Source organism: Pseudomonas putida W15Oct28 (assembly GCF_000708715.2).
GTDB lineage: Bacteria > Pseudomonadota > Gammaproteobacteria > Pseudomonadales > Pseudomonadaceae > Aquipseudomonas > Aquipseudomonas putida_R.
The window spans coordinates 1-8,155 of record NZ_JENB01000080.1; the positions used below are offsets into that span (position 1 = coordinate 1).

An 8,155-nucleotide genomic window follows, 5' to 3' on the forward strand; every position below is an offset into this window, starting at 1 on the left:
CCAACGGCAAGCTCGACCGCAAGGCATTGCCAACGCCCGAGGCAATCGAGGAGCGCCCCTTCGAGGCCCCCGAAGGCGAAACCGAAAACCTGCTGGCGGCCTTGTGGAGCGAATTGCTGGGCGTCGAGCGGGTAGGGCGGCACGACAACTTCTTCGAACTGGGCGGCCACTCGCTGCTGGCGGTGACCCTCACTTCGCGCTTGCGCGAACAGGGCCTGCAGGCCGACATCCGCGTGCTGTTCGGCCAGCCGACCCTGGCGGCACTGGCCGCCGCGGTGGGTGGTGAAACCCAGGTGGCTGTGCCGGCTAACCGCATTGAACCAGGCTGTACACGCATCACGCCGGCCATGCTGCCACTGGCCGATCTTTCGCAAGCAGCCATCGACACACTGGTGGCGCATATGCCCGGTGGCACAGCGAATATCCAGGACATCTATGGCCTGGCCCCGCTGCAACAAGGCATCCTTTACCACCATCTGGCCAGCGAGGGCGCCGATCCCTACGTGTTGCAGGCGCGATTCATCTTCCCCGGTCAGGCCGAGCTGGACGCATTTGCCGCAGCCCTAGACCAGGTCATCGCCCGCCACGACATCCTGCGCACCAGCATCCACTGGCAAACCCTGGATGAGCCCGTGCAGGTGGTGTGGCGCAAAACCCCGTCTGTGGCTGCCTTGCGCTGTGACGAAGCCCTTGCAACCCTCGACCTCAACCAGGCCCCACTGATTCGCCTGATACCCACCGAGGTGGACGGCCGGCTGCAAGCCACCTTGCTGATCCACCACATCATCCTCGACCATGCTGCCGTCGAGCAGCTGGTGACCGAGATCAGCGCTGTACTGCAGGGCCAGCCCCTGCCCGAGGCCAGCGTGCCTTACCGCAACTACGTGGCCCAGGCCCGGCTGGGTGGCGACCCTGGGGCCGACGAAGCCCTGTTCCGCGAACTGCTGGGCGACATCGACGAACCCACCACCGTGTTTGGCCTGCAGGATACCCAAGGCGACGTCAGCCACGTGCTCGACAGCCGGCATGCCCTGGATAACGGCTTGTCTGGCCGCCTGCGTGAACAGGCAAGGCTACTGGGCGTCAGTGTCGCCAGCCTGGTGCACCAGGCCTGGGCGCAGGTACTGGCCCAGCTGTCCGGGCGCGAAGAAGTGGTGTTCGGCACCGTGCTGCTCGGTCGCCTGCAAGGCGGCGAGGGTGCCGAGCGGGCACTGGGGATGTTCATCAACACGCTGCCGGTGCGTGTCAGCGTGGGGGCGGCAGGTGCCGCCGATGGCGTGCGCCTGACCCACCAGCGCCTGGGCCGCCTGCTGGCCCACGAGCAAGCCTCACTGGCCCTGGCCCAGCGCTGCAGTGGTGTGCCGGCTTCGCAGCCACTGTTCACCAGCCTGCTCAACTTCCGCCACAGCTCAGCGGGCAAGGCTGAGCTGCGCCAAGCCTGGCGGGGCATCGAGCAGGTGGCTGCCCACGAACGCAGCAACTACCCGCTGGTGGTCAATGTAGACGATCTGGGTGATGGCTTTGTCCTGACGGTACAGGCTGTAGCGCAGGTTGACGGTGGCCAGGTAGGCCGTTTGCTCGGCAGTGCCCTGGAGCAGCTGGCCCAGGCACTGGCGCGAGCCCCGGCCACGCCACTGCGTTCGTTAAGCCACCTGACAAGCAGCGAGCGCGCGCTGGTGTTGCAAGGCTTCAACGCTACCCGTCGCGACTACCCGAATGAACATGCGCTTCACAAGGTGTTCGATGCGCACGCCGCGCTGACGCCGGACGCACCGGCAGTGCTGCATGGCCAACGGCAATGGACGTACCGGCAGCTGGAACACTATGCCAACCGCCTGGCGCACCACTTGCTGAGCCTGGGCGTGAACCCGGGCGATCGTGTTGCGCTGCTGCTGCCGCGCAGTTTCGAGCTGCTGGCTGCACAGTTGGCGGCCAGCAAATGCGCAGCCGTTTACGTGCCACTGGACAGCAACGCGCCTGCCGACCGCCAGGCCTTCATGATCGAGGACAGCGGTGCCCGGGTACTGCTGACCCTCGCCAGTGAAGCGCAAGTAGGCCAGGCCTTGCGGGTCGAACTTGACTGCTGCGAGCTGGGCGATTGCCCGACGCATTCCCCGGGCCTGGTGGTAAACGCCGAAAGCGCGGCCTATATCATGTACACCTCGGGTTCCACCGGCACCCCGAAAGGTGTGCAAGTACCGCACCGGGCCATCGTGCGCCTGGTGATCAACAACGGCTTTGCCGAATTCACCCGCCAGGACCGGGTTGCCTTCGCCTCCAACCCGGCGTTCGACGCCAGTACCCTGGAGGTCTGGGCACCGTTGCTCAACGGCGCCAGCGTGGTGGTCATCGACCAGCTACAGGTACTGTCACGCGAGGCATTGCGTGACGTGCTGCTGGCACAGGGCGTAAGCGTGCTGTGGCTGACTGCGGGGCTGTTCCATCAATTTGCCGAAGCCCTGATGCCGGCCTTTGCCAGGCTGCGCTACCTGATGGTGGGCGGTGACGTGCTGGACCCGGCGGTCATCGCCCGTGTGCTGCGCGAAGGCGGGCCAGCGCACCTGCTCAATGGCTATGGCCCGACCGAAGCCACCACCTTCAGCACCACCCATGAAATTGTCACCGTGGACAAGGGCAGCATCCCGATCGGCAAGCCCATCAGCAATGGCCGCTGCTACGTGCTCGATGCCCGCCAGCAACCGTTGCCGGTGGGGGCCGTGGGTGAACTGTACATCGGTGGTGATGGTGTGGCCCTGGGGTATCTTGGCCAGCCCGAACTGACGGCCGAGCGCTTCCTGGACGACCCGTTCAGCCGCCAGCCAAGGGCACGCATGTACCGCAGCGGGGACCTGGCCAGCTGGCAAGCCGACGGCACGCTGCTTTACCTTGGCCGCGCCGACCACCAGGTCAAGCTGCGCGGCTTCCGTATCGAACTGGGGGAAATCGAAGCCCGCCTGGCGCAGTGCGCCGGCATTCGTGATACAGCCGTGGTACTGCGTGAAGATACCCCGGGCGACAAGCGCCTGGTGGCGTACTTCACAGCGCACGCCGCGGCACCGGCACTCGCCGGGTTGCATACGCAACTGCAAGGCCAGCTGCCGGACTACATGCTGCCGGCCGCTTATGTGTGCCTGGCCGAGTTGCCCTTGACCGCCAACGGCAAGCTCGACCGCCGCGCACTGCCGCAACCGGGCAGCGATGCTGTGATCAGCCGCGCCTTCGAGGCACCACAGGGCGAAACAGAAGCGGCACTGGCAGCGATCTGGGCCGACGTGCTCAAGGTCGAGCAGGTGGGGCGCCATGATCACTTCTTCGAACTGGGTGGCCATTCATTGCTGGCCGTGACCCTGGTCGAACGCATGCGCAAGGCCGGCCTCGGTGCCGATGTGCGCGTGCTGTTTGCCCAGCCGACCCTGGCTGCCCTGGCCGCAGCAGTGGGCAGTAGCCGCGAGGTACGGGTGCCTGTCAATGCTGTACCTGCAGATGCTCGCTTCATTACCCCTCAGATGCTGAGCCTGATCGACCTGGACCAGGCCAGCATCGACCGTATCGTCGCCAGCGTGCCGGGTGGTGCCGCCAACGTGCAGGAAATCTACCCGCTGGCGCCCCTGCAGGAAGGCATTCTTTACCACCACCTGAGCGCCGAACAGGGTGACCCGTACTTGCTGCAGTCGCGCCTGGCATTCGACAGCCTGGCTGACTTGCAGCGCTGGGCCGGAGCCCTGCAGCAGGTTATTGATCGGCACGACATTCTGCGCACCGCGGTGGTCAGCGAAGGCCTCGAACAGGCGGTGCAAGTGGTGTGGCGTGAAGCGCGGATGGCCGTGACGGCGATTGCCGGGCTTGGCGACGAGCGGGTGCTCGATGCCTTGCAGGAACGTCACGATGCCCGCCACCAGCGCCTGGACCTGAGCTGCGCCCCGTTACTGCGGCTGGTACATGCCGATGACCCGGCCAACCAGCGGGTGGTGGCGATTTTGCAGTTCCACCACCTGGCCCTGGACCACACCGCCATGGAAGTGATCGCCGGTGAAATGCAGGCGCTGCTGGCGGGGCAGGGCGAACGCCTGCCGGTACCTGTCCCATACCGCACCTACGTCGCCCAGGCCCGCCTGGCGGCTGATAATGCCGGGCATGAGGCGTTCTTCCGTGACATGCTGGGCGACCTGGACGAACCCACGCTGCCGTTCGGCCTGGCCGATGTGCAAGGTGAAGGCCACGCCATCGAGGAAGCCAGCCTGGCCGTGGATACGGGGCTGGCCGGCCGCCTGCGTGAACAGGCCCGGCGCCTGGGCGTCAGCGCCGCGAGCCTGGCGCACCTGGCCTGGGCACGCGTACTGGGTGTGCTGGCCAACCGCACCGACGTGGTGTTCGGCACGGTACTGATGGGCCGCCTGCAAGGCGGCGACGGGGCCGACCGGGCGCTGGGTGTGTTCATCAACACCTTGCCCTTGCGCATCGACCTGTGCGCACCGGTGCAGCAGGCAGTACGTGTGACCCATCAACGGCTGTCGGCGCTGCTGGCGCACGAACATGCTTCGCTGGCATTGGCCCAGCGCTGCAGTGGCGTGGCGGCTTCCTCGCCGCTGTTCAGCGCCTTGTTCAACTACCGCCATAGCAGCGCCGGGCGCAATGATTCGGCGGCCGGCGCGCATGGCGTGCGCCTGCTTGGCGGCGAAGAGCGCAGCAACTACCCGCTGACCCTGAGCGTCGACGACCTGGGCGAAGGTTTTGGCTTGAGTGTATTGGCCCAGCAGGGTGTCGGGGCAGAACGGGTAGCCCGCTGGATGCACCAGGCGCTCGGCGAGCTGGCCCGGGCGCTGGAACTGGCGACGGATGTGCCGGTGGCCACGTTGCCGATCCTGGACGAGGCTGCGCGCCGGCAATTGCTGGAAACCTTCAATGCCACCCAGCGCGACTACCCGACCGGGCACACCGTGCACGCCCTGGTCGAAACCCAGGCGGCCCGCACCCCGCAGGCTGCGGCCCTGGTGCAGGATGGCCGGGTGCTGAGCTATGGCGAACTGAACCGTAGCGCCAACCGGCTGGCCCACTACCTGATTGCGCATGGCGTGCAAGTCGGCGACCGCGTCGGGCTGTGCCTGCCGCGCAACCTGGAGCGCCTGGTCGGCCTGCTGGCAGTGCTCAAGGCCGGCGCAGCCTATGTACCGATCGACCCCGCTTACCCGGCTGATCGTATTGCCTACCTGCTGGCCGACAGCGCCCCGGTGCTGGTGCTGGTGGACTCGTCTACCCTGGCGTTGGTTGGCGATATGCCCCGGGTTGCGCTGGACCGTGATGCCTGGCAAGGCGAGTCGGATGGCAACCCGCAGGTGGCCGGGCTGGACCATCGACAGTTGGCCTACGTGATCTACACCTCCGGTTCGACCGGCCAGCCCAAGGGTGTGATGGTCGAGCACGCTACCCTGGCCAACCTGGTGCATTGGCACTGCGAGGCCTTCGCCTTGCACGCTGGCAGCCATACCAGCACGGTGGCCGGGTTCGGCTTCGACGCCATGGCCTGGGAGGTCTGGCCTGCGCTCTGTGCAGGGGCAGTGCTGCACCTGCCACCGGTACAGGTTGGCGCTGAACACGTTGATGAATTGCTGGACTGGTGGCTTGAACAACCGCTGGCGGTCAGCTTCCTGCCGACACCGGTGGCCGAGCAGGCGCTGCGCCGTGATCGCCAGCACCCGACCTTGCGCACGTTGCTGGTGGGGGGAGACCGCGTGCGCCAGTTCGAGCATGAGCCCGGTTTTGCCCTGGTCAACAATTACGGCCCCACTGAAACGACGGTGGTGGCCAGCTCCGGGCAGCTGACACCTGGCGGCCGGCTGCACATCGGCAAGCCGATCGCCAACACCCGGGTCTACGTGCTCGACGACCAGCAGCAGCCGGTACCGGTTGGCGCAGTAGGTGAGTTGTACATAGGCGGTGCCGGGGTTGCCCGGGGTTACCTGAAGCGTGAAGGCCTGACCACAGAGCGCTTTGTGGCCGACCCGTTCTGCACCGAAGCCAATGCGCGGATGTACCGCAGTGGGGACCTGGTGCGCTGGAATGCCGATGGCACCCTGGATTACCTGGGGCGCAATGATGATCAGGTGAAGATCCGCGGCGTGCGGGTGGAACTGGGTGAAATCGAAAGTGTGCTGGCGGCCCAGCCTGGCATTGCCGGTGCCGTGGTACTGGTGCGCGGCGAACGCCTGTTGGCGTGGTTCACCGAAACCACGCCGGTGGCCCCCGACACCTTGCGCCAAGCGCTGCAGGCAAGCTTGCCGGCGCACCTGGTACCGTTGGCCTTTGTCCGCCTGGCTGCTTGGCCGCTGACCAGCCACGGCAAACTCGACCGCAAGGCCTTGCCCGAGCCGGACCCGGCCTTGCTGGCCAGGCAAGCCTACGTGGCACCACAAGGTGAGGTTGAAACCGCGTTGGCGGCGGTGTGGGCCGACATGCTGCAGGTCGAGCGGGTGGGCCGTCACGACAACTTCTTCGAACTCGGCGGGCATTCGCTACTGGCCGTCAACCTCACCGCACGCCTGCGCCGGCAAGGGTTGCAGGTGGATGTACGTACTCTGTTCGGCCAGCCGAGCATTGCCGCCCTGGCCGCCACGATGGGCCAGCGCCATGAGGTACAGGTGCCGGATAACCTGATTCCGGTCGGCTGCAGCCATATCACGCCGGCCATGCTACCGCTGGTGGCCATGGAGCAGTCTGCCATTGACCGTATCGTGGCCCAGGTGCCGGGTGGTGCGACCAACGTGCAGGATATCTACCCGTTGGCGCCCCTGCAGGAAGGTATTCTTTATCACCACCTGAGTGCAGCCGGGCACGACCCGTACGTCCTGCAATCGCGCTTCGCCTTCGCCAGCCGCGCGCACCTCGACAATTTCGCCGCTGCGCTGGACAAGGTCATCGGCCGCCACGACGTGCTGCGCACCGCCATCTTCTGGGAAGGCCTACCCCAGCCCGTCCAAGTCGTGTTGCGCAACGCCAGCCTGCCGCTGGCCCCTGCACACGCAGCCTGCGAACAAGCCACCCGGGCACTCGACCTCAGCCAGGCGCCGCTGATTCGCCTGCTCTACACCGAATCGGACGGCCCCATTGAAGCGACCTTGCAGTTCCATCACATCGTCCTCGACCACACCGCCATGGAAGTGGTTGCCGAAGAACTGATCGGTTATCTGCAAGGCCACGCCGAGCCAGCCCATGCCCCGGTGCCATACCGCAACTACGTGGCCCAAGCCCGCCTGGGCATCAGCCAGGCCGAGCACGAGGCGTTCTTCCGTGAACAGCTGGCCGATATCGATGAGCCGACCCTGCCGTTCGGCCTCAGTGACGTACAAGGCGATGGCCGTGACATCGAAGAGTCCCAGCTGTGGCTGGACACCGGCCTGGCCGGGCGCCTGCGTTTGCAGGCGCGTCAACTGGGCATCAGTGTCGCCAGCCTGTTCCACCTGGCCTGGGCGCGCCTGCTGGGTGCTGCCAGCGGCCAGCAGCGCGTGGTGTTCGGCACCGTGTTGCTGGGGCGCCTTGCAGGTGGCGAGGGGGCCGAGCGGGCGTTGGGCATGTTCATCAACACCCTGCCACTGCGCATCGATCTTGCTGATATCAGCGTGTGCGATGCCGCCCATGCCACACACCAGCGCCTCAGTGCACTGCTGGCCCACGAACATGCCTCGCTGGCACTGGCCCAGCGCTGTAGCGGTGTGGCCGCGCCGTCGCCATTGTTCAGTGCCATGCTCAACTACCGCCACAGCACCCAGGCCACGGCCAGCCAGAAGCAGGCGACCGCGGGCATGGACACCCTCGAAAGCCAGGAGCGCAGCAACTACCCGCTGGGCCTGAACGTGGATGACCTGGGTGAAGGGTTCCGGCTGGTAGCCATGACACCGGCCGAGGTCGGCGCGGCGCGCATCTGCGGGCAGATGAACCAGGTGCTGCAGGCCATGGTCGAGGCCCTGGAGCACACACCAGCCCTGGCGGTACAACATTTGCCGGTACTTGAGCCTATGGAACGCCAGCAGGTGCTGGCGGGCTTCAATGACACGACGGTGGCTTACAACCTGGCGCAGACGCTGCACGGCATGATCGAGGCGCAGGTTGCGCGCACCCCGGATGCCCTGGCAGTGCGGGCCGAAGAGGGCGAACTGAGCTA

Annotated in this window: 1 protein-coding gene; it reads left to right on the plus strand. The window is 66.3% G+C overall.

The features are described from left to right. Nucleotides 1-8,155: amino acid adenylation domain-containing protein (locus tag AK81_RS27360; protein WP_043204347.1), on the plus strand; the 8,155-nt coding region annotated here is incomplete at both ends.